Genomic DNA, 21,607 nt, shown 5'->3' with positions numbered 1-21,607 from the left:
ATGAAACATGATACGCAACACGATCTTTTTGCCGAACAGGCAGCGCAACCCGAAGTGATGAACAACCATTCAACCGACCTTTTAAGCCAATACGGTTTGCAATGCGATAATGCTTTAGCCGATGGTCCGCAGCGTTTTCAGGCAATCAATCCTTTGCATTCCTATATTGTCCAGGCACCGGCGGGTTCGGGAAAGACCTCGTTATTGGCGCAACGCTTTTTGGCTTTATTGTCGCAGGTGGAAGCGCCCGAACAGATTCTGGCCATGACCTTTACCAAAAAAGCCGCAGCGGAGATGCGCGAACGTATTTTAAAGGCGTTGCAATCGGGGGTTGAGCCTTTAAGCGATGATGCCAGTCTGGTCGATGCCAATACCTGGAAGCTCGCCCAGCAGGCATTAAGACGAGATGCCGAGCAAGGCTGGTCGCTGTTGAAAAATCCGAACCGTTTGCGTATCAAGACCATTGATGGCTTGAATAGTTATCTGGTCACGCAGATGCCGCTGTTATCAAAAATGGGCGGACAAAGTCGCATTGTCGATGACGCCAATGACATTTACCTGCAAGCGGTGCGTGCCACCTTAAAGGATAAGGCATTAACCGAAGCGGTAGGGCGACTGCTACGTCTGGTGAATGGCCGCTTCAATCGCGCGGAAAACCTATTGACCTCGATGCTGGCAAAACGTGACCAGTGGATGCGCACTCTGTTGCAGTTTCAAGGTGATGAAGCGCGTTTCCAGCTGGAAGGCTCGCTGGCTGAAATTGTCGAGCAAAGTTTAGCGCAGAGCCTGGATGCGATCTATTATTTAAGTGGTGCTTTTGACAAAGCCTGTCAGATTGCCGACTATGCACAAAACAACGATCAGCCGCAATTGGCTGTTTTGAGCAATGCCTGGCCTTTGCAAAAGAGCATAGAAGATGCGTCCAAATGGCAAGTGCTGGCACAATGGGTGTTGACCAAAGACGGCAAATCGATCCGTAAACGTCTAACCAAAAACGAAGGTTTTCCTAGCGGCAAAGGCGAAGCGGCCGAACAAAAATCGGCTTTTGCCGAAGTGCTGGAAACGATTCAGGCGGCGGTAAGTACAGATGCTAAAGTCTTAGCGGCTTTGCAGCTGCTGAAGAATTTGCCGCAACCGCATTACAGCGATCAGCAATGGCAGGATCTGCAATGGTTGATTCAGATACTAGTACGCTGTCTCGGTTATCTGCAACTGGCGTTCCAGCAAGTGCAGCAGGTGGATCACATCGAAGTCGCTCAAGCCGCTTCTCTGGCGTTAGGTTCGGAGCTTGAACCGACCGAATTGGCGCAGCAGCTGGACTATCAAATACAGCATCTTTTAGTTGACGAGTTTCAGGATACCAGTAGTGAGCAGTACCGTTTATTGACACAGTTGGTTGCCGGTTGGCAACCTGATGATGGACGCACCTTGTTTTTGGTGGGAGATCCTATGCAGTCGATTTACCGTTTCCGTGAAGCAGAAGTGGGTAATTTCTTGACCGCTTGGCAAGGCCGAATTGGGGAAGTGGCGTTAAAGCCGTTAAGTCTGGCGGTTAATTTCCGATCCAGTGCGGCGGTGATCGATTGGGTCAATTTTGCCTTCAAAAAAGTCCTGCCGAAAGAAAACGCCATTGAAAAAGGCGCAGTTTCTTATAGTGATTCGATTGCCGCATCGGATAACCGTGAACCTGCCATTTTTACCGATTGGCAGCTCAACCAAAGCGCTCAGCAGGAGGCCGAAAAGGTTGTTGAGCTGGTCAAGGCGCGTTTGCAGGAGTTTGCCCAGCAGCCGACAGGCAAAAAACGCCAAATAGCCATTCTGGGACGTTCGCGCAGTAGCTTGATCAGCATTGCCAATGAACTCAAACAGCAAGCGGTGCCGTTTCGCGCGGTCGATTTACAAAGTCTGCACGAACGTCAGGAAGTGCAGGATATTCTGGCATTGACCCGTGCTCTGTTGCACAGTGCCGATCGCGGTGCCTGGGTGGCCTTATTGCGCTCGCCTCTAGTCGGTTTGAACCTGCCCGATTTGCATCGTCTTCTCGATTTGGCGCCTTATAAAACCGCCGTACATGCGTTAAATAATTGGCAAAAACACCCCGAACAGAATGAATCGGTCTTATCGACAGAGGCCAATCAGCGTTTGCAAACGGCATGGCCGCTGTTGCAGCGAGCGATTAATGCAATTGGCCGAACTGGTTTGGCGCAATTGGTCAAAGAGGTTTGGTTAATGCTGGACGGCCCCCAGACGGTGGACAGTGAAATGGCGTTGCAGAATATCGATGTATTCTGTCAGACTCTGCAACAGGCTATTGAAGACAGTCAAGGCGGTAGTTTGGATTGGCAGAAACTGGAGCTTTATCTGGCAAAACTCTATGCACGCCCGGACAGCTCTCCAGAAAGTGAGCAGGTTGAACTGATGACCATGCATAAATCGAAAGGCTTGGAATTTGATACGGTAATTCTGCCGGGGCTTGGACGAGCACCGCGTGGTGATGATGCCGCGCTGGTGTCGTGGTTCCAGTTTATGGACGATGCGGCCGAAGAGCATTTGGTCATCGCGCCGATTGACCAAAAAGGCACCAATGAATCCCCTTTACGTACCTTATTAAAAGGTTTTGAAACGGAAAAACAGCGTTATGAATTGGGCCGAGTGTTATATGTTGCCGCGACTCGTGCCAAACAGCAGCTTCACCTGTTCGGCCAAGTCAGTTTTAAGATCGATAAGGCCGACAGTTTACCCAAGCCGGCGAAAGACAGCCTGCTGGAAAGCCTTTGGCCGGTAGTGGAAAACGATTTTATCGACCTGGCGCAAGCCTGTGACGAAGACCCTCAACAAGCCAGTGATATGCTTTTGCCTTGGCCTAAGGTGCCGCGTTTGAGGTTGCAACGTAATGGTTTCGAAGCCTTGTCTGCGCTAGCAAAACAACAGGCTTATACAGCCACGGAGCTAACTCCGTTGAAGAGTGCTTTAAAAGAAATGACGCTTACCGAAATTGATGATGAAGGCCACTCAACTTCAGCACAGGGGGCAGAAATGAAATTTTCAGTACAGAATGCCTTGTTGAATACCTCTGTGGGGAATCTGGTGCATGCCATATTTGAGCAGTGGGCGCAAACCGGCTTTAGCGGCTTTGATGAGACACAGTTTAACCGACAAAAACCCGCCTATGAGTTCTGGTTAAGCCAAGCCGGTTTATCCGCTGCAGAACTCAACCAGGCCTTGCAAAGGGTCAAACGATCGCTATTGAACGCCAGCACTAATGCCAAAATGCAGTGGGCGCTATCAGGCGAGCATCAACAGGCCGCGGAGGAATATGCGTTGACCTCAATGACCGACAATCAGGTCAGCAATCATATTATCGACCGCACCTTTATCGATGCAACCGGTGTGCGCTGGATTATCGATTACAAGACCAGTGTCTATAAGGGTGAAGATAAACAACAGTTTGTCGAATATCACAGTGAAAAATATCTTAGCCAGTTGCAACGCTATGGAGAGTTGTTCGATCAGCTCGAACAGCGAGATCAAAAATGGGTGCTCTATTTCAGTGATGCCGATATTTGGCATGAATTGAATTGATTATTAATCATTAAAGCGGATAACAGCAAATGACACAGAATTTAGAAAAGACTCAAGCGCAGATTCTTCGCCATCACGGCGGTGATGCCGAACATGCACGTGAAATGATCACACAAAGTTATCAGAGACGGCACGATACCGATTTTTGGGAGTTTTGGAACGAGCAGATGGCTCCGGTTATCGACAGAAATGAGGTGTTACTCGATTTAGGTGCAGGAATAGGTCAGTTTGTCGATGACTTGGCTTTGCGTTACGAACACAATACGGTGATCGGTATCGATGCGGCCGAGTATATGCTGGTGGCGCAGCTGGCGCTGCCGAAAAACGCACGTATGTTAAAAGACGACCTGAATCAACCGCAGGCGAATATCCATAACCACAGTGTGGCCACGGTGATGGCCAATATGTTGGTTCATGAGTTGCCTCAGCCGATCAATATGTTCAAGGCGGTGTATCAATGGCTTAAACCGGGTGGGCGTTTTTGCATTATCGATTTGGTTCGTCAACCTTTGGCGGATTACTTATCCCATAAATATCCACAGGCCGAAATTTTCAACGAGCAGGTTTCACGTGAAGAGTTGGAGGACGTGTTCGAACACTTTTTAGAGCATAACCGTTATCACGCCGATGATATTGTTTATATGCTCAAAGGTGTCGGTTTTAAAGTAATCGAAGTCACACCACAGCGTGATGGGCGGTTTGTGAGAATTGTAGTGGAGAAGTAAGTTGTTCTATTTAGTTGATAGATAAAATTTTTCAGTTTTGCACGTGATGATTTTTTAATTGAATGCGATTAATTATTTCAGGATAAATATATGAACAATCCAGACAAGTTTGATTATATTTGTGGTGTTTTGTTTGCCAAGCTATATGAGAACTTTCCCGTTCCAATAAAAACTGCCGATATTGAAGAATTTGATAACCCTGAAGAATATAAGTTTCGTATGCATAGTTTCCGTTGGCTTAAAGAAAACGGTTTAATCGAAGGAAATCTTGTTTCTGATGGGAGTATGAATAACGTTAGAGCTACACTGAAAGGTTTGACTATATTGAAGGTTACTCCAGAGAGCCTAAATCAAAAGAAATCAGTTGGAGAGGCTCTGATGGATGCAGCTAAAATCAAGGCTCCTGATTTAATTGCAGAGGCTGCAAAATCAATTTTTCTTAGATTCTGATGAATAGAGGGTAAGTAAAATAAAGTTTTCTTTGAGGGGTGATCTTTTCAGATTTTGTAAATTCTTAACTCTATTATTAGATTTCTCGTTACTTTGATTTGGGCAAGCAAATAAAGTAACCAAACAAAAGGCACCCTGCTGACACAATCTATTTCCCTAAACTTGTTCGCTGAAAACCCTGAACTCGGTGAACAAGTTCACCTCAAACAGCAGGATTTCTTAAACGCGCCCTGCGTTAAGTGAAATGACGATTGCTTACAAAAGGGAACCCGTTCCGCGCACGCCATTGCTGAGCAGTAAATTAATTAAGTATTGGGTTTGATGATTTTTGATATTGGGCTAATTCCCTTTGGAATAAATAGTGCAGAGTTCTTAACGAAGTGAACGATGAAAAAATCCTGCTGTCCGAGCGCAGCGAGTTCAGGATTTTCAGTGAATAAGTTGTAGAACCTGCCTATTTATGGAGCAGGGTTCGTTTTTCGCTTACCTTTTGCCGAACAGCAAAAGGTAAGGTGAAGCCCATAGATAAAATTAGAGACAAAGCATTGAAGTTGAAAAGGCTTCGCAATTGCCTATTTTGAATTATTTGGTAAATAGGTAGGCGCTAAACAAGATTGAGTTAACACTGAGTTAGGGGTGTCGTTTGTTGTGCAAGAAATAAAGTAAGGTGAAACCTATAGATAAAAGTAAAGACAAAGCGATGGAATTCAAAAGGCTTCGCAATTCACTATCGTTAATGTTTGCTGATTTGTTTTGTAAAGCTAAGTTGAAATAAGGGGGTTAAATCCCGAAAGCATTTTGAATCCATTCCGGTTGTTCGGCATCGGCAAGATAACCGATGACATCGAAACGCATGGCGTAGTGTCCGTATTGGGGATGTTGTTGCAGATAACATTGCGCGCAATGAATAAGGTGGCGCTGTTTATTGGCATTGACAAATTCGCTGGGGTGACCAAAGTCGTTTTGCTTACGGTATTTAACTTCGATAAACACCAGAGTGTCTTCAAAGCTGCCGTTCGACTCGATCGCTATCAAGTCAATCTCACCACCTTTGCAGTGGTAATTTTCAGCAATTATCTTCAGCCCTTGTTGACTGAGCCACTGTTTGGCTTGAGCCTCTTTTTGTTGACCGATATCTCGTTTATTGTGGATAGAAAACCAACTCATTGCAGCAGCCTCGTTAGTTAATTAACCAGCTGTCTGCAACGACCCTTCAAAACGAAAAGTTGATTTAGTTGGCAGGCAGCACTTCAATAGCGTTGTTGTCTGGAGTGACAGCCTCAAGCTGTTCTGTGTTGGTAGCGTTCGCCGTTTCCGCTTCCGTGCTGAGTCGCTGTTTAATCGGTAAAGGTTGTGAAGCGTTTAATTCACCACGTTTGCTGTATTGCGCCCAGACATATTTTTGACGGATGCGATTGTCGTCTAACGACAGAATACCGGTTTTGCCATCGGTTAAACAAGCACCATCGCGTAAGTTGTTTAGGTGACGACTGACAAGAAAACTATCCCAGCCGAAGGCTTCAAACTTATTGCTTAGGTCGACCGGCTGCAAGACCGCAGGGTAGGTTAAAAAGCGCACGTCTTTCATATCGGCATTGATTTTTTTGTGCTGGAAATCCGATGGCGTCAATGCCGAGCTGCCGAGAATCGGCATGTCGATAGTGAAAAAATCGAGTTGTGGTCTGAATACGGCCATACGCTGTTCATTGTCAAATACCACCAATGCATCCAAATCCTGACGGGTGCGCGGGAAGTAATCCAGGTTTTGGCCGAGCATCCAGCGCAGGTTGTTTTTGCGTTCGATACTGGCGTCTTCATTGATCAAGGCACCAAGCGCTTTACGCAGTCTTGGGTTGCTATCCGGGTAGATATGAATCTGTGCTTTGTGACCCAGCTGCTGCCAAAGGTATTGCAGTTGTTGGGCATCGGCAAGCGACTTTTTATTATCGGTGGTCATAATGCCGATACGTTCATAATTGGCGGCTTGCAGCTTATCAAGCATCTGTTGGCTTGGATTGGCGGATAAGAAGCTGAATTGAACAAACTGGGAGTTTTCAACTTCATTCAGTGCCACAAGGCTCGCATCCTGGTAGCCTGCCAGCTCTTTAATCGCCTGTTTTCGCAAAGGGCCGATAATACGGGTGGCACCATCCAGTTTGGCCTGACTGTAAAGGTTTTGAATATTTGCCAAATCGGTACTGTCATAAAAACGGATAGTGGCTTGTTGATTAGAGGCTAAATAGGCCTTAACAATACCGTTGCGAATCTGATTGCTGACAATCTTGTATTTGCCGTCGAATGGCAGCAATACCGCAATCTGCTCGGCTCCAGACAGTTGTTGGCGTTGTTCGAGAAGGCGAGGCAGCAGATGTTTATGGAAACTGGCATCGGCACTGAAGCTTTGCAGGTTGATAATACCTAAATCAAAGGCGGAGTTTTGTTGGTTAAGGGTGGTTTTCAAGTCCAACCAGGCTTGTACGGTTTCAGAACGGCTGTTCTGTAATTGCATAATTTGCGCGCTATTCAATGAGCTGATGATCGACCAGGCTTGTTCTTCGAGATCGGCTTGCTGCTTGTCATTGGACAGAACCCATAACTGTTGGTTATAAATCAAATAGGCTTGCCAATCCTGGTTGGCGGCAGCGTTACTCAGCAACCGTTTCAATTGTTGCTGATCCATCGCCTGCAAAGTTTCTGACGGCAGAGCGCTAGCAGCTTTTGGCTGAGCAATCACTTCGGTTTGCGCTTCTGCTTGTTTCTGCTCAATCGGCGCGGTGCTGGTACACGCATTTAACATCAGTGCGGAACTGGCTAATAGCAATGCATTGCGAATCTTTGGCATGGCGTTTTTTTTCGTCAAGTTAAATGGCTTCAGTGACATCATTTGTTTAGAATAACTCTGTTTTATCGTATGACTCTGTCATCGATTGACGCTGTTTATGAGGTAACGACAGGGTTTAGCGGCTTTAGCAACGGTTTAGGTCCAGCTTAAGTGTGCGTAATCTGTCTATTGAACATCTCTCAATTCAGTCAATGATTATATAGTAATTTTGCCCGTTATCGTGCTTAATCTATGAGGTCAATCTTTGAAATAAGCTAACGCTGCAAGCTTGGGCATCTTATCTAAACCATTCATTCCAGATGTTTTAAATGGCTTGATGTCTCATTCACTTTAAGGAAATTTATGTCTTCTTCAATCAACTCTGTTAAAGCCGTTTCGGGTCAAGGCAAACTTTATGTGGTGGCCACGCCAATCGGCAATTTATCTGATATTTCAAGAAGAGCCATTGAGGTGCTGCAACAGGTTGATTGGATTGCGGCTGAGGATACCCGTCATACCAAGCAATTGTTGAACGCTTTGGCGATTAACCAGAAGTTGATCAGTTTGCATGAACATAATGAACAGCAACGCAGTGAGCAATTGCTAGAGCATTTGCAGTCGGGTCAAAACGGTGCCTTGGTCTCGGATGCCGGAACCCCGCTTATTAACGATCCGGGTTATTTTTTGGTAAAGACATTACGTCAGGCCAACCTTGAAGTGGTTCCTGTTCCAGGCCCCAGTGCGGTAATCACCGCTTTAAGTGCCGCAGGGCTGCCGACCGACCGTTTTTGCTATGAGGGTTTTTTACCGGCAAGAAAATCGAAGCGTTTGCTTGCATTACAAGCCTTGGCGAATGAGCCGCGCACCTTGGTGTTTTATGAATCGCCACATCGCTTGATGGATTGTCTGCATGATATGCAAGAGGCTTTTGGTGCTCAGCGAGAATTGGTGGTGGCACGTGAGTTGACGAAAAAATTTGAGCAGTTTGTCGAGGGTGAATTGCAGCAGGTTATGGGCTATTTCAGTGATAATAGCGATAAGCTACGTGGTGAGTTTGTGCTTATGCTTAAAGGCGCTGAGCTGGTAGCAGATAAAGGGCAGACTCGACTTGAAGTGGATCAGTTGCTTGAGGTGTTGCTGGCGCAGAATTTACCGGTAAAGCAGATTGCCGAGATTGCATCGCAGTTGAGTGGCGAAAAGAAAAAGCCGCTTTACCAGCGCGTCTTACAGATGAAAGAAGAAGGTTGTTAAGCGTTTTTAATTGTTATGCAGGTGATGAATCGAGACTTTATTGCCATTGAAATTGCCGCGCTGTTCAAGCAGGTTGTAGATTACTTTGAGCAGGCTGATCGGTGTAAAGGGTTTTTTCATCCATACATTGACGCCAAGAGTTTGCGCGGTGGTTTTCGGTTGATGGCTATCGTCTGCCGTCAGCAAGATGGCTGGTAGTCCAGCATTGCGATGGTTTTCTGGAATTGACTGGATAAATTCAAACCCGTTGCGCCCATCTTCGAGCATGTAATCGACAATCATTAAGTTGTATTCATTGCTGTTAAAGAGTGACTTGGCCTGTTCAACGGTAGAGGCGACATCGACATGCATGCCATCACTTTCCAGTGTCATTTTTAGAAGGGATTGAATGACTTTTGCGTCATCTAACACCAATACCTTTACCATAAAACCTGCCTTGAAATTTGCCTAGAGGGATTGAAAAAACCAGACTTGCTAACAATATTCTAACCTATTTCCAGTAAGGATGCTTATCTAGGTTATTTATACTTACTATTATAGAGCGGCTGTGCAGGCAAGCTAAATTGAAACTTTTAATGGCTTGCCTTTTGTTGCAAATGCTCAGTTTTTGTTTGAGGGCATCTATTGAATAGATGTCATAACGTGTGTTCGGACTACTTACCGCCGAGGTCGGTGCTATATTGAACTGGTTTGCAATAACGGGCGCTCCTTTAGGGCGTTTTACCACCACTCTATAAGAGGCTTTTTTCAGTGCCTCGTTAAGCAACCGTTCGCTGTCCATATCCGGGCCTATTATGTGTTGCAGTAATTGCATCTCTTTTTTTGCCGCCGCTTTTTTCTTCTTTTCCGGATACATCGGGTCCATATAGACAACTTCAATCTTATCTGGACAGTTGGCGATAAAGTCTGCGCTGTCGGTATTGTGCAGGTGCATACGTTGGAAAATGGCAAGGGTTTGACTATCCAGTCCGGCTGTCTCTAAGGCACGTTGTAAGGCATCTGCCAATAAGGCGCTGACATAGGGAGAGCGCTCCAACAGGGTGACATCAAAGCCGAGTGATGCGAGAACAAAGCTATCCGATCCCATCCCGGCGGTTGCATCCACTATACGGGGCAGACGATTATCGATTTTTCCCATGGCGCGAACCAGCGGTTGTCCCATGCCGCCGCCAAACTGCCTGCGATGGGCTTTTTTGCCAGCAAGAAAATCAATAAAAACCGGACCTTGTTGCAGGCTGCAAATCGCTAGGCAGTTAAGATCGGTTTTTTTCGGGGTGATACAATCAAGCCAAAACAGGTTGTCGTGCAAAAGATCATCCGGCAGTTCTTTAAGCTCGAGGGTCTCTTTAAGCTGTTGCGCCTTGGTGCAGGCATTGGCCTTAATAAAAAGCGTTGTATTTTCGGCAGAGGACATAGAACGCATTACCTTAGTTTGCCAGCGGGCCAAGTAAATTGATGCTTAGAATAAATGCCATGGCTGCATTCATAAAACCGTATAGCGATAGACTCCAATAGAGCCACCAAAGCTGCAGGCCGGTCTTAAGATAATAAAAATAAGGGATAAGCAATACCAGTAGATTGACAAGGGCGACTGCAATCAACCATAGAGGTTGCTCAACGGAGATTTGCCAAATAAAGGTTGCGGGCAGAGAACTGACAAACAGTAAATATTGTACGCCATCCAGGGTGTCTTCAGGCAATAACCAAGCAAAAGCAAAAGCCCAGATGGTTCCGTAAAACAGGCTTTTGAATAAGGCGATATTGATTTTATTAAGGTTTTGTACTGCTGGCGCGGATTGGTTTTCAGGCATAAGGGTTACTTTTATTATAGGGGGCGCTAAAACTTTGCCATGATCACGGTTTTTTTATTAAGCGGGCTGATTTATCATGCTCAATATCGTCGGCGATTACCCCGTGTAGGCTCGGCGCATTTATTTTATCGGCTATCTTAAACGAAAACTCCGATGATTTATACTCTCTAAGATTTATGTTGAAAAGAGGTGTTGAGGCTGATTTTTAGGGCAGTGATACCTTGTTGAGGAATGCATTTGTTAAGAAAATTTTTGTTAATGGCGGCGCTGTTTTTTGCGGCTTCTATTGCTCCGGCTAGCGGCGCACAAAATGCGCCTGTCAATACAGCGGCACAGCAAAACGAGAAGGCAAATGCTGAGCAAAACGTGCAGAGCGTGTTAGGGCGTTTGGCTCAGCAGCCCGCTTGGCAGCATTTTCAGAGTTTTGCCGAAGCCGGTTTTGTGATTGACACGCCTCAAGGAATTAAACGCTTTAACGCCGGTCAGGCATTTGTGCCGGCCTCGACCACCAAATTGATAACTGCCTTGCTGGCACTGCGACACTGGGGAGATGCATACCGTTTCAAGACCGAGTTTTATATTAAACGCACTGCCACGCAGAACATCTTATTGGTAAAAGGTTTTGGCGACCCGTTTTTGGTTTCAGAAGAGTTGGCTCTGATAGCCCAGCAGTTAAAGCAGAATTTGATGCAGTTGCAGATAAGTCATATTGATGCGATTTATTTGGATGACAGTTTTTATCAGTCCGATTTAATTATGCCGGGTACCTTATGGTCGGATAATCCGTATGATGCAATTCCTTCTGCGATCGCAGCAAACTTCAATACCATCAATGTCAAACGCGTCAGCCGCCAAGGAAGTATAGAAATCATCAGTGCCGAAGCACAGACGCCGATAACTCAAACCGCACAGCAGTTTGCCTTGACGCATAAGCTCAAATCATCAAAAGCTTTGCGTATCAACCTGGGTCAGGATTTATCGGTTAATCAACGTCATTTCGCCGAATTACTAGCCGCGTTTTTACAGCAAGAGTCGCTAACGGTTGGCCAAACTGTAGCAAATGGTGTTGTTGATAATACTTTTCAGCCTCTTTATAGCCATGACAACAGTCGTACTCTGGCGGATGTCATTGAACCGATGATGAAGTATTCGACCAACTTTATTGCCAATCAACTGGCGCTTAATCTGGCCGCGGATCAATTCGGCGCACCGGCCAATCCCAAAAAGGTGGCTAAATTGTATCAACAGGCTTTACAGCAGCTGTTCGGTTGGCAGGATTTTCTGGTTGAGGACGGTGCGGGTCTTTCACGGCAAAACCGCTTGTCGCCGGATCAGTTGCTTGAAGTGCTGCAGGCCTTTAAACCCTGGCGGTATTTATTGCCGCAGGTCGAAAATCATGTGGTGGCCAAATCGGGTTCACTTATCGGCGTGAGTACCTTGGCAGGGTTTTATCAATATAAAAATACATCGTTACCCTTTGTCATTATGATTAATGAGCAAGGGCCTTATCGGTTACGTAATCGCTTAGCCAGAGAATTGGCTGAGTTTTATCGCCGATAATATTGTTTTGTATTAGACGTTTTATTATCGCCTTTTATGGGTAAATAGGTTAGGATAGGCGCCCTAAAGTGGGTCGGACAACCGCGAAAGGATTACTTTGGAGGAAAGTCCGGGCACCATAGAGCAGGATGCCAGCTAACTGCTGGGCGGTGAGAGCCGACGGACAGTGCAGCAGAAAATATACCGCCGATGGCCCTTGTGGCACAGGTAAGGTTGAAATGGTGCGGTAAGAGCGCACCGCGCTTTTGGTAACAAAAGTGGCAGTGAAAACCCCATCCGGTGCAAGACCAAATAGGAAAACGCAGATAACTTTGTTATTCAACCTGCTGCTCGCAGGAGTTTTCGGGTAGGTTGCTTGAGTAAGGCAGTGATGTCTTTACCAGATGAATGGTTGTCGCTCGCGAGAGTACAGAACCCGGCTTATAGACCCACTTTTTCTTTTTCCCCTTTTTTCTTTGTATTCGTTTTTAGTCCGTTTTCTTGCTCCCGCTTGATCTTTTTGCTCCGAGTGGTTGAGTTTGTCGGCTGTTAAAGCAATTCTTTCTGGCGATTATCGTTTGTTGTCGATCCGTTCTGGTTTTTTTGCCTGTTTTCGTAGTTTTTTTGGTTATCCAGTGTGCGTTATTGAGTATTTCACTTGTGCGCATGGTTTCTGTGAGTTCAATTCCGTTGTCCTGTTGGCAGGTTGTAATTTTTGCCCGAAAAATCAAAAGCAGGGCAAAAAAACCACTTTTTTTAATTTTTTTTAATTTTTAGGAAAAATTCGCCACCTTTTTTTTAAATAAAAAATAGACCACTATTTATAGTGTTTTGCAGGCTGTATTTGTCAATATATTGTAGGCGTGCGAGAGGCGGAAAAGGTCGCTGGTGGCGGGTTTTATTTACTTTTTTTACCGGCCAATAGTTAGAAATGGTAAATGGAGTGTTTTGTAAGGTATTGAAAAATAATGCTATTTGAAAATAGCAGTAAGCACGTTTTTATTGTGTAAGTTTCGCTAAGTTGTTGTCAGTTAATGAAAATCCATGTTTGACGGTGTTGACAGTGGCGTTAAATATCAATATAGTGGCGTCAAGTGGGGGAAAGTGGTGAAAAGTGGTAAAAATGCTTTTTTTCAGAGGAATCAATTCGGTTAATATCGATACCAAGGGTCGCATGGCGATTCCGAAGAAGTATCGAGAGTCGATTGCGGACGCAAGCGACAATCAGTTGGTTGCTACCATTGATTTGCATAGCCCTTGCCTACTTATATATACACTCGATGAATGGGAAGTTATCGAGCGTAAGTTAATGTCATTACCAAACGTTGATCCACAAGCTAGATTGTATCAGCGTTTATTGCTTGGACATGCCTCAGAGATGGAAATTGATTCTCAAGGGCGTGTTCTGTTGCCAAGCCTTTTGCGTGAGCATGCCAATATCGGTAAGCCGGCAATTTTATTGGGGCAAGGCAATAAGTTTGAGTTGTGGTCGCAAGAGGCTTGGGATGCAAGTCGTCCTGAAATGCTCGATACCGCTATGTCGAATGAGATTTCAGAATCTCTGGCGAGCCTAAGTTTGTAACCCAAATTGTTGTCCTCGCGAAATACCGGGAGCTACAAAGGAAATACAGTGGACTCACAACAAATACATTTTTCAGTTCTTTTACAAGAGTCGGTCGACGCGCTGAATATTCAGCCGAATGGTATTTACATTGACGGCACCTTCGGTCGAGGTGGTCATAGTAGAGCTATTTTGCAGCAGCTTGGGGAGGGGGGGCGCCTTATTGCGATAGACCAGGATCCTCAAGCCATCGAATATGCCAAGCAAACCATTGATGATGCCAGATTCGAAATTCAATACGGCAGTTTCGAAAATATCAAATCGTACTGTGAAAGCAGGGGTTTGGTTGGTAAAATAAATGGTTTATTATTAGACTTGGGTGTGTCTTCGCCGCAGTTGGATGAAGCGGAACGTGGTTTTAGCTTTATGCGCGAAGGTCCTTTGGATATGCGTATGAACCCGAATGAGGGATTGAGCGCAAAAGATTGGTTAAAAAGTGTTGATGAAAAAACACTTAAACTGGTGCTGCAAAACTATGGTGAAGAACGTTTTTCCGGACGTTTGGCACGAGAGATTAAAGCGGCTTCCGACAGAGACGAGTTGCATACAACGACCGATTTGGCCGAACTGGTAAAGCGGGTTTCGCCAAAAACAGAAAAAAACAAGCATCCTGCGACCAGAACATTCCAGGCAATCAGAATTGCCGTAAATAGGGAGTTGGATGTATTAAAAAATGTTTTAGAGTCAGCGATTGAAGTCTTGGCTCCGGAGGGCAGACTGGCGGTGATCAGTTTCCACTCCCTTGAAGATCGAATCGCAAAAGTATTTATCCGTGACCAGTCACGTATAAAAGACTTGTTTCCAGATTCACCGATTCAAATCGAAGTGGTTGAGCCGGTGATGAAGAAAGTCGGAAAGCCAATTTTTCCGAGCAAGGAAGAGTGTCAGCAAAACCCAAGGTCGAGAAGTTCGGTGTTGAGGATTGCTGAAAAGCTCTGAAATTAACCAAAATACATTATTTACATTATTAATTAGTCATGCTGATTTAAGGGGATATATCGTCATGAATTTTGTCGGAAAAGAAGTCACACCAGTTCGGACACCTGGTATGCCTGTCATTAAGGTTGTAGGCCTTGGCGGCGGCGGTGGCAACGCAGTGGATTACATGTTGCGTTCCAATGTACAGGGTGTTGATTTTATCTGCGCGAATACCGATGCGCAGGCACTAGAAAATTCTTCTGTAGAGACTCGTATTCAATTGGGGGCGAACGGTCTTGGTGCCGGTGCCGATCCAGAACGCGGGCGTCAAGCGGCAAAAGACGATATTGATACCGTTAAAGAGAAAATCAAAGATGCGGATATGGTTTTCATCACCGCAGGCATGGGGGGCGGAACCGGTACAGGTTCCGCGCCGGTTGTTGCTCAAGCAGCACGCGAACTAGGTATTCTGACAGTTGGTGTGGTCAGTAAGCCGTTTGGTTTCGAGCGTCGTACGAAAGCTGCGGAAGCGGGTATTGAAGAGCTGGCTGAGCATGTCGATTCATTGATCACGGTTCCGAATGACAAGTTATTGAAAGTGCTAGGTCGTGATTTCGTCCTGGCGAAAGCATTTGATTATGCGAATGAAGTATTGCATGGTGCGGTTCAGGGCATTTCCGAGCTGGTTACCAAGCCGGGTCTAATCAACGTCGACTTTGAAGATTTGCGTACCGTAATGGGTGAGCGTGGTGTCGCCATGATGGGTGTCGGTACCGCTACAGGCGAAGACCGTGCTATCAAAGCCGCTGAAAAGGCGATTGCCAACCCATTGTTGGAAGATATTTCTGTATCCGGTGCTCGTGGTTTGTTGGTTAATATTACCTCTGGTATCGATTTCACTATCGGTGAATTCAACGAGGTCGGTGATGTGATCGATACGGTTGCTGCGGAAGATGCGCGTGTCATCATCGGTACTTCTTTTGATGAAACCATGACTGATGAGATTCGTGTTACCGTTGTTGCCACTGGTCTTTCTACGGTTGCTGAAGTGGCTGCGAAACCGGAAGTGGTTAAGCCGAACATGCAAGCGGTTAAGGCCGTTAACGAAACCGTTCAGGCCGAAACGGCTCCGAAAGCCGAAGAAAAGCAGCCTGAATTGTTGCAGCCTGAGCCAGAAGTCGTTCGACCAAAAATGGTCGTCAACGGTGCGGCATCGACTGGTGCCGAAGGCGCAAGTTACCTGGATATTCCAGCTTTCTTACGTCGTCAGGCAGACTGATCGGTTTGGCCTGGTGTCCATAGGCTAAACCATTGGTTTGATGCATGCATCGATAGGTTAATATGCAAAACACATCCCCAGAACCCACTCACTTAAAAGCGTTTAAGTGGCGTGGGTTTTTTCTTTTGCTACTTCTGTTTATCTGTTTAGTGACATTGTTGGCGATTGTCAAAACCCAGCATGAAATTCGCAGTGTGGAATCGACTTATTATCAGACCTTGCAGCATGCACTGGAAGCACGCGAGGAATGGGGGCGCTTAATGTTGGAAAAACAGCATTTAACCTCGCCTGCGCGTGTTGAGCAACAGGCGAAGCAATTGAATATGACACTAGATAAAACCCATTACCAGTATATCTATATCCAACCGGATGCTGAGCCGTTAACGGAGACGGGCAATGCCGAAAATTAGGCGTGATTTAGTTGTTTTTGCCCTCATTGTGATTGGCTTTATCGGTATTGCGGTGCGCGCTTACTACGTTCAGGTGGTAAAAACGGATTTTCTGCAGGAAGAGGCCGAAAAACGTCAAATCCGTGATATTGCGATTCCCGCTCCACGTGGAGCTATTTATGACCGCCACGGCAGTCTGCTTGCCTTAAGTACTCCTATGGCTTCTGTTTGGCTTGATCCTAAAGTCATTACGCAACTGGAAAGCGATTATCTAACATTCCTCAAGCTGATCAACTTGACCGATCCCCAGTTAAATAAGTTGGCGGAAAGAAACCGTTACAAACGGCTTAGTTTTATTCGCCAGATCAATGACAGTGATTTGATTGATAAGCTGAGCAAATTGGATTTGCCCGGTGTCTATATCAAGCAGATTGAATTGAATTATAGCCATAACGGCAATGTGATAAACGTCAATAAAAGCCTGCCTTCGGTTTGGGTGAATACCAATTTATTGAATCGTTATCGTTACACTTTCGATAAGTTGGCGAAACACCTAGACTTGGATAGAACGGCCTTGATGAAAAAGGTATATCGTCTATCTAAAAAACGATTCCTTTATGTAAGGCGTGGACTGGTACCGGATTTAGCGGAAAAAATAGAAAGTCTACACTTGAACGGGGTTTATACTCAGGGTGAGTATCGACGTTATTATCCGGCTGGGGAAAGCAGTGCGAACCTGATCGGCTTTACCAATATCGACGATAAGGGTATTGAAGGTATTGAGCTTGCCTATGACAGTTGGTTGAAAGGTACGCCGGGTAAAAAGCAGGTGTTAAAAGACCGCGCTGGTCATGTCATCGATTTTGTCAAAGACATCAAGGATGCCAAGCCGGGAAATCAATTGAATTTAAGTATTGACCAGAATCTGCAGTATTTTACCTACCGCAGTCTGAAAAAGGTGATGATTGAACACCAAGCACTGTCTGCCAGCAGTGTGATTCTCGATGCCAAAACCGGTGAAATCCTGTCAATGGTCAGTTTGCCGAGTTTTAATCCCAACGATTCGGCGCAAAGACGTGGTCCGGGAATTAAAAATCGTGTCATAACCGATCTGATTGAACCGGGATCACCGATGAAACCCTTTATTATCGCCAAGGCTTTGCATGAAGGTGTGATTGATGAAAATACGGTAATTGATACTTCACCAGGATCGATTCGCATTCAGGGAAACCGTATTAGTGATACCAGTAGGCATGGTGAGTTGACCCCTTTGGAGATTATTCAAAAATCAAGTAATGTCGGGGTGTCCAAAATCGCCTTGATGATGAAACCGGAACAGCAAAGAGAGTTTTGGGCCGATATTGGTATCGGCCAGGAAAGCGGTTTGTTTTTGCCAGGTGAGAACCACGGTTACCTAAAACCCGGACAGGAATGGCAACCGATTGATCAAGCTTCCGCTTCGTTTGGCTATGGTTTTAACACCAATCTATTGGATTTAGCACACTCTTATCTGTTGTTTGCCAATCACGGTGAGATGTTGCCTTTAAGTATCCTTAAATTAAATGAAGCTCCACAAGGTCATCAGGTAATTGAGTCTGAAATTGCCGATTCGGTATTGACCATGATGGAATCCGTTGTGGCACAAGGTGGTACCGCACCAAAAGCACAAATTCCGGGATACCGCGTCGCGGGTAAGACTGGAACCGTGCACAAAACCAAAAGCCGTGGTGGTTACAAAGAAAACACCTACTTATCCTTGTTCGCGGGGATTGTGCCGGTGTCGGATCCGGATATGGTAATGATCGTGTTGATCAATGAACCAAGTCGTGGCGTTTATTACGGCGGCTCCGTTGCCGCGCCGGCATTCCGTGAAGTCATGTCGGAAGCTTTGCGTTTGCGCAATGTGTCACCGGACCAGTTGGTGGAGGGAAGCTAGATGGCTAACAGAACTCTGAACGAGCTCTTAACATTTATTGAGCGGCACGCGAATCTGCAAATCATGCAAAAGTCGGGCAGCTTATCTGGGCAAGTTAAGCTGAACCAGATGACGCAGGATTCACGTGATGTTTCCTCGGGTGATGTGTTTATTGCCTTGCAGGGAGAGCAGGTACATGGTTTGAGGTTTTTGGCTGATGTCTTGCAGCAGGGCGCTGCCGTCATTATTGCCGATAGACCTTTGCGAGCCAGTGAAAAAGCGCTGCTTGAGCAAATTGATCATGATGTTATGGTGCTGGCACTACAAAATATCCAAACCATGCAGGGGGATTTAGCGGCGTGGTTTTACGGTTACCCAAGTCAGTCGTTAAAAGTGATTGGCATTACCGGTACCAACGGCAAGACCTCTTGTGCCTTTTATTGTGCCCAGTTATTGCATGCGCAACAGCAAAAAGTCGCCATTATCGGCACACTGGGCAATGGTGTGTTTAATGGCGAAATGCTGCTGCATGCACTGCAGAAAACCCGTAATACCACACCGAATGCAGTCGCATTACAGCAATTGTTGGCCGAGTTTGTGGCGCTGGGCGTTGAATGGTGCGTGATGGAGGTTTCCTCTCATGCGATTTGTTTGGGACGTATTCAAGGGGTGCACTTTTGTGCTACGGCCTTAACTCAGGTGACGCGTGATCATATGGATTTTCACCCAACCTTGAAGCACTATCAGCAGACTAAGATGCAGCTGTTTCGCGACTATCATAGTGATGCGAAAATTATTAACAGCGAAGACGAAATCGGTCGCGAATTGTTGACTGAATTGCTTGATTTGCAAAAAGATGAGCAGCAGGATCAATGGTCTGTTTGGGCTTATGGCGAGCACTGTTTAATCAGTGGTTTGCCTGATTTGTGGTTGGATAATATGCACTTATGCAGCTATCAGCTGTTGGCCTTGAATGAACAAGGTATGCAGGCGCGCTTCAGTACCCGAAAATCGATTGATGATAGTAATTTAACGGTTAATATTCCATTGATTGGCCGCTTTAATATCGAGAATGTCAGTTGCAGCTTGGCGATTTTGTTATCGCAAGGTTTTGCGTTAGCGGATTTGTTGGCTTCCTGTGGGCAATTGCAAGCGGTTATGGGGCGAATGCAGATTGTCAGTCAGCAGCCAAGTGTGATTTTGGATTTTGCCCATACTCCGGATGCATTGCAGCAGGTATTGATCGCATCGCGACATCACCTAGAAAAAGAGGCTAAGCTTTGGGTGGTGTTTGGTTGTGGCGGCGATAGAGATCGTGGTAAAAGACCTTTGATGGCCGAAGTTGCGGCCGAGTATGCGGACAAGGTTATGGTGACTTCCGATAATCCGCGCAGTGAAGAGCCGCAATGGATTATTGATGAAATTATGACCGGGTTTGACACAGCCCAGAAAACTTCAGTGATGCAGCAGGTCGATCGAACCGAGGCGATTCAGCAGGTCTTAAGCCTGGCTGCAGAACACGATTTGGTGGTAATTGCCGGCAAAGGTCATGAGGATTATCAGGAAATTAAAGGCGAGCGCCAGCCATATAGCGACTTTGATGCGGTGCAGCAGTGGCTGCACAGCAAAAGGTGATGCAGATGAACAATACAGATAGCCATATTGAGAAGACCTTAGAGATGATGCAACAACAAATTGTCAGCGCAAAAACCGATTCGGAGTTTTATTGGTATTTGGAGCAACTGCAGCAAGCCACCGATGGCGATTTTATCGGCCCTTTATTTGATCAGCAAAAAATACGGTTCACTTCGGTCAGTACCGATACGCGAACGCTACAGGCCGGTGCCTTATACATTGCCATTAAAGGCGCCAATTTTGATGGCCATGCCTTTATCGATGAAGCCATTAAGCAAGGTGCGGTTGCGATTTTGGTCAGTGAAGATGTCGAGACGATTGTTCCCGGAGTGCAGGTCGATGACACGAGAATTGCTTTGGGGCAGTTTGCACGCTGGCACCGTCAGCAGATGCCGTTGAAAAAATTGATTGCGGTGACGGGCAGTAACGGCAAAACCACAGTAAAAACCTTATTGGCCGATATTTTTGCTCTCAATGGCAATGTTTTAGCGACCGAAGGCAATCTCAATAATGATTTTGGCGTGCCGCGCACCTTATTGAATATTCGCCCCGAGCATGATTATGCGGTCATTGAAATGGGCGCCAATCATTTGCATGAAATCGGTTATCTGACCGCTTTGGCATTGCCTGATATCGCATTGTTAAATAATGCTTCCGGCGCACACTTGGAGGGTTTCGGTAGTCTTGAAGGGGTTATCGAGACCAAAGGTGAAATCTTTGATGGTCTGAATGCCAATGGCGCCAATAATGGTGTTGCCATCAGCAATACCGATTCGGCAGGTTTTGATTATTGGCAGAATAAAATCCGCAACAGCGGCATTGCTCATAATTTGACTTTTGGTAGCAATGAGCGAGCAGATATTCGTTTGATCAATTGTCAGACTCGATCCGATACAAAACTTGGTTTAGAGCTGGTTCTGCAATTTGAAGAACAAGGGCAAAGACAAAACCACCAGGTGATTATGCCGGTTTTGGGTGAGCATAATGCCATGAATGCGGCTGCCTGCTGTGCAGTAGCGCTAGCGGCTGGGTTGAACTGGGCTCAAATCAAACCGGCTTTAGAAACCTTTAGTGGAGTGGGCGGGCGTTTGCAGCAGAACCGGATTGCGAGCGGCTGGTTATTGGATGACAGCTATAACGCCAATCCAGAATCGGTTAAGGCAGGCATCAAAGCCTTGACTAGTTTGCAGGGCGAGTCGGTACTTTGTCTTGGAGCCATGGCCGAAATTGGTGAGCAGAGCGATTCGGCTCATATAGAGGTGGCACAGTTTGCTTATCGGCAAGGTGTGAGCACCTTATATGTATTGGGTGAAAAAGCCAGGGTGATGACCGGGGCTTTTCAGGGTGAGGCGATGTTTTTTGACGATCATCAGGCGATGGCTGTTGTATTGGCAGCGAAGATAAGGCAAGCCGCTGAGCAAAATAACAAGCTTAATGTCTTGGTGAAAGGCTCGCGTAGCGCTCGAATGGAACAGGTCAGTCAAGCGGTGTTACAGAATTGAGGTGTGCTGTAGGTAACACGGCAACCGTTACATCATCGTTACTGATGCGAGCAGTTGGGCAAGCCTTGAAGGCTCGCTTGATAAAATAATAAGAAAATTTTTGATAATCTGCGTTTACTTAGTAAACTCTTTGAATAACTTTAGAGCGTAATATTTTACGGGCTCTATA

17 protein-coding genes and 1 other RNA gene are annotated in these 21,607 nt (G+C 45.9%); 13 read left to right on the top strand and 5 right to left on the bottom strand.

The features are described from left to right. From FE785_RS08425 to FE785_RS08415, 3 genes are all read left to right on the top strand, one after another. Complete coding sequence (locus FE785_RS08425) at positions 1-3,582, top strand: UvrD-helicase domain-containing protein (protein WP_138565331.1); 3,582 nt, start codon at positions 1-3, stop codon at positions 3,580-3,582. 29 nt (positions 3,583-3,611) lie between these two features. Further along, on the top strand, positions 3,612-4,307 hold the full coding sequence (locus tag FE785_RS08420; RefSeq protein ID WP_138565330.1) for a class I SAM-dependent methyltransferase: 696 nt from the start codon (positions 3,612-3,614) through the stop codon (positions 4,305-4,307). A gap of 90 nt (positions 4,308-4,397) precedes the next feature. Continuing rightward, positions 4,398-4,757, top strand: a complete 360-nt coding sequence (locus FE785_RS08415) for a hypothetical protein (RefSeq protein ID WP_138565329.1) — start codon at positions 4,398-4,400, stop codon at positions 4,755-4,757. Positions 4,758-5,537: 780 nt separating this feature from the next. On the opposite strand, the gene FE785_RS08410 is transcribed toward FE785_RS08415, so the two are convergent. Next, the gene (locus tag FE785_RS08410) at positions 5,538-5,924 is read right to left on the bottom strand and encodes a YraN family protein (protein ID WP_138565328.1); all 387 of its coding nucleotides are present in this window, start codon (positions 5,922-5,924) and stop codon (positions 5,538-5,540) included. A gap of 64 nt (positions 5,925-5,988) precedes the next feature. Beyond that, the gene (locus tag FE785_RS08405) at positions 5,989-7,599 is read right to left on the bottom strand and encodes a penicillin-binding protein activator (protein WP_168188944.1); all 1,611 of its coding nucleotides are present in this window, start codon (positions 7,597-7,599) and stop codon (positions 5,989-5,991) included. Positions 7,600-7,941: 342 nt separating this feature from the next. Between FE785_RS08405 and rsmI the strand changes: the two genes are divergently transcribed. Continuing rightward, positions 7,942-8,829 carry a 16S rRNA (cytidine(1402)-2'-O)-methyltransferase gene (gene rsmI / locus FE785_RS08400; RefSeq protein WP_138565326.1) on the top strand — a complete coding sequence of 296 codons (888 nt, stop codon included), beginning with the start codon at positions 7,942-7,944 and terminating at the stop codon, positions 8,827-8,829. Between the two features lie 6 nt (positions 8,830-8,835). Here rsmI and FE785_RS08395 read toward each other — a convergent pair whose 3' ends face one another. The 3 genes from FE785_RS08395 to FE785_RS08385 form a co-directional block, all read right to left on the bottom strand. Next, entirely contained in the window at positions 8,836-9,255 is a 420-nt protein-coding gene (locus tag FE785_RS08395) for a response regulator transcription factor (protein WP_138565325.1), read from the bottom strand. 64 nt (positions 9,256-9,319) lie between these two features. Continuing rightward, the gene (locus tag FE785_RS08390; protein ID WP_168188943.1) at positions 9,320-10,243 is read right to left on the bottom strand and encodes a class I SAM-dependent methyltransferase; all 924 of its coding nucleotides are present in this window, start codon (positions 10,241-10,243) and stop codon (positions 9,320-9,322) included. Between the two features lie 13 nt (positions 10,244-10,256). After that, positions 10,257-10,640: a hypothetical protein gene (locus FE785_RS08385; protein ID WP_138565323.1), complete on the bottom strand. Its 384-nt coding sequence runs from the start codon at positions 10,638-10,640 to the stop codon at positions 10,257-10,259. 237 nt (positions 10,641-10,877) lie between these two features. Here FE785_RS08385 and FE785_RS08380 point away from each other — a divergent pair, with 237 nt between their 5' ends. The 9 genes from FE785_RS08380 to FE785_RS08340 all read left to right on the top strand — a co-directional run bounded on the left by FE785_RS08380 (position 10,878) and on the right by FE785_RS08340 (position 21,438). Beyond that, the gene (locus FE785_RS08380; RefSeq protein ID WP_168188942.1) at positions 10,878-12,200 is read left to right on the top strand and encodes a D-alanyl-D-alanine carboxypeptidase/D-alanyl-D-alanine-endopeptidase; all 1,323 of its coding nucleotides are present in this window, start codon (positions 10,878-10,880) and stop codon (positions 12,198-12,200) included. Positions 12,201-12,265: 65 nt separating this feature from the next. Further along, positions 12,266-12,639, top strand: an RNA gene (gene rnpB, locus FE785_RS08375) — RNase P RNA component class A. 663 nt (positions 12,640-13,302) lie between these two features. Further along, positions 13,303-13,761 carry a division/cell wall cluster transcriptional repressor MraZ gene (gene mraZ / locus FE785_RS08370; protein ID WP_138565321.1) on the top strand — a complete coding sequence of 153 codons (459 nt, stop codon included), beginning with the start codon at positions 13,303-13,305 and terminating at the stop codon, positions 13,759-13,761. A 48-nt stretch (positions 13,762-13,809) separates the two neighbouring features. Continuing rightward, positions 13,810-14,739, top strand: a complete 930-nt coding sequence (rsmH, locus tag FE785_RS08365; protein ID WP_138565320.1) for a 16S rRNA (cytosine(1402)-N(4))-methyltransferase RsmH — start codon at positions 13,810-13,812, stop codon at positions 14,737-14,739. Between the two features lie 64 nt (positions 14,740-14,803). Further along, positions 14,804-15,997: a cell division protein FtsZ gene (gene ftsZ, locus FE785_RS08360; RefSeq protein WP_138565319.1), complete on the top strand. Its 1,194-nt coding sequence runs from the start codon at positions 14,804-14,806 to the stop codon at positions 15,995-15,997. Positions 15,998-16,059: 62 nt separating this feature from the next. Next, the gene (gene ftsL, locus FE785_RS08355; RefSeq protein ID WP_138565318.1) at positions 16,060-16,407 is read left to right on the top strand and encodes a cell division protein FtsL; all 348 of its coding nucleotides are present in this window, start codon (positions 16,060-16,062) and stop codon (positions 16,405-16,407) included. Further along, positions 16,394-18,322, top strand: a complete 1,929-nt coding sequence (locus FE785_RS08350) for a peptidoglycan D,D-transpeptidase FtsI family protein (RefSeq protein WP_138565317.1) — start codon at positions 16,394-16,396, stop codon at positions 18,320-18,322. The genes ftsL and FE785_RS08350 overlap by 14 nt, the downstream gene beginning before the upstream one ends. After that, the gene (locus FE785_RS08345) at positions 18,323-19,936 is read left to right on the top strand and encodes a UDP-N-acetylmuramoyl-L-alanyl-D-glutamate--2,6-diaminopimelate ligase (RefSeq protein WP_138565316.1); all 1,614 of its coding nucleotides are present in this window, start codon (positions 18,323-18,325) and stop codon (positions 19,934-19,936) included. Between the two features lie 5 nt (positions 19,937-19,941). Beyond that, a complete protein-coding gene (locus FE785_RS08340; RefSeq protein ID WP_168188941.1) occupies positions 19,942-21,438 on the top strand; it encodes a UDP-N-acetylmuramoyl-tripeptide--D-alanyl-D-alanine ligase in 1,497 nt (498 codons plus the stop codon). The last annotated feature ends 169 nt before the right edge of the window (positions 21,439-21,607 follow it).

Source organism: Thiomicrorhabdus sediminis (assembly GCF_005885815.1).
In the GTDB taxonomy this organism is placed as follows: Bacteria; Pseudomonadota; Gammaproteobacteria; order Thiomicrospirales; family Thiomicrospiraceae; genus Thiomicrorhabdus; species Thiomicrorhabdus sediminis.
This window is presented reverse-complemented; position numbering and strand designations above follow the sequence as displayed.

Coding starts and splice junctions, on each gene's coding strand:
- FE785_RS08425 (WP_138565331.1), top strand. CDS start 1: ATGAAACATGATACGCAACACGATCTTTTTGCCGAACAGGCAGCGCAA.
- FE785_RS08420 (WP_138565330.1), top strand. CDS start 3,612: ATGACACAGAATTTAGAAAAGACTCAAGCGCAGATTCTTCGCCATCAC.
- FE785_RS08415 (WP_138565329.1), top strand. CDS start 4,398: ATGAACAATCCAGACAAGTTTGATTATATTTGTGGTGTTTTGTTTGCC.
- FE785_RS08410 (WP_138565328.1), bottom strand. CDS start 5,924: ATGAGTTGGTTTTCTATCCACAATAAACGAGATATCGGTCAACAAAAA.
- FE785_RS08405 (WP_168188944.1), bottom strand. CDS start 7,599: ATGCCAAAGATTCGCAATGCATTGCTATTAGCCAGTTCCGCACTGATG.
- rsmI (WP_138565326.1), top strand. CDS start 7,942: ATGTCTTCTTCAATCAACTCTGTTAAAGCCGTTTCGGGTCAAGGCAAA.
- FE785_RS08395 (WP_138565325.1), bottom strand. CDS start 9,255: ATGGTAAAGGTATTGGTGTTAGATGACGCAAAAGTCATTCAATCCCTT.
- FE785_RS08390 (WP_168188943.1), bottom strand. CDS start 10,243: ATGTCCTCTGCCGAAAATACAACGCTTTTTATTAAGGCCAATGCCTGC.
- FE785_RS08385 (WP_138565323.1), bottom strand. CDS start 10,640: ATGCCTGAAAACCAATCCGCGCCAGCAGTACAAAACCTTAATAAAATC.
- mraZ (WP_138565321.1), top strand. CDS start 13,303: ATGCTTTTTTTCAGAGGAATCAATTCGGTTAATATCGATACCAAGGGT.
- ftsZ (WP_138565319.1), top strand. CDS start 14,804: ATGAATTTTGTCGGAAAAGAAGTCACACCAGTTCGGACACCTGGTATG.
- ftsL (WP_138565318.1), top strand. CDS start 16,060: ATGCAAAACACATCCCCAGAACCCACTCACTTAAAAGCGTTTAAGTGG.
- FE785_RS08350 (WP_138565317.1), top strand. CDS start 16,394: ATGCCGAAAATTAGGCGTGATTTAGTTGTTTTTGCCCTCATTGTGATT.
- FE785_RS08345 (WP_138565316.1), top strand. CDS start 18,323: ATGGCTAACAGAACTCTGAACGAGCTCTTAACATTTATTGAGCGGCAC.
- FE785_RS08340 (WP_168188941.1), top strand. CDS start 19,942: ATGAACAATACAGATAGCCATATTGAGAAGACCTTAGAGATGATGCAA.